The organism is Escherichia whittamii (assembly GCF_014836715.1).
GTDB lineage: Bacteria > Pseudomonadota > Gammaproteobacteria > Enterobacterales > Enterobacteriaceae > Escherichia > Escherichia whittamii.
On record NZ_JACSQI010000037.1, the window covers coordinates 1 to 645 of the forward strand.

Consider the following 645-nt stretch of genomic DNA (forward strand, 5'->3'; position numbering starts at 1 on the left):
ACATTGGTGGGTCGTGCAGGATGACTCGCTTCGCTCGCCCTTCGGGTCGTCGCCGCGAGCGGCTCCGTTGTTTCGCTGCGCTCAACTCGAACCTGCTGCAGGTTCGAATCTTTGAATATCGCAGATAGCAAAAAGGCGCCTTTAGGGCGCCTTTTTACATTGGTGGGTCGTGCAGGATTCGAACCTGCGACCAATTGATTAAAAGTCAACTGCTCTACCAACTGAGCTAACGACCCCTTGCGGGATTATGCTGCTTTAATCATTCAGGATGGTGGGTCGTGCAGGATTCGAACCTGCGACCAATTGATTAAAAGTCAACTGCTCTACCAACTGAGCTAACGACCCTTATAGGTGTTACCTGAAAGATTTTTACTCGGTGCCAATTATTAAAATTGGTGGGTCGTGCAGGATGACTCGCTTCGCTCGCCCTACGGGCCTTTGCTGGCGCAATGTTATCCTTCACGTTTAACATCCGAGTTAGATGTTAAAATTGGTGGGTCGTGCAGGATTCGAACCTGCGACCAATTGATTAAAAGTCAACTGCTCTACCAACTGAGCTAACGACCCGAAGTGGTGGGTGATGACGGGATCGAACCGCCGACCCCCTCCTTGTAAGGGAGGTGCTCTCCCAGCTGAGCTAATCAC

At 51.0% G+C, this 645-nt stretch carries 3 tRNA genes and 1 other RNA gene; all 4 read right to left on the minus strand.

Features of this window, described 5'->3' with window-relative positions:
• Positions 1 to 4: 4 nt before the first annotated feature.
• Positions 5 to 127, minus strand: a non-coding RNA gene (locus tag H9644_RS21420) — RtT sRNA.
• Positions 128 to 160: 33 nt separating this feature from the next.
• Positions 161 to 236, minus strand: a tRNA-Lys gene (locus H9644_RS21425).
• Positions 237 to 269: 33 nt separating this feature from the next.
• Positions 270 to 345, minus strand: a tRNA-Lys gene (locus H9644_RS21430).
• Between the two features lie 146 nt (positions 346 to 491).
• A tRNA-Lys gene (locus H9644_RS21435) sits at positions 492 to 567 on the minus strand.
• Between the last annotated feature and the right edge of the window lie 78 nt (positions 568 to 645).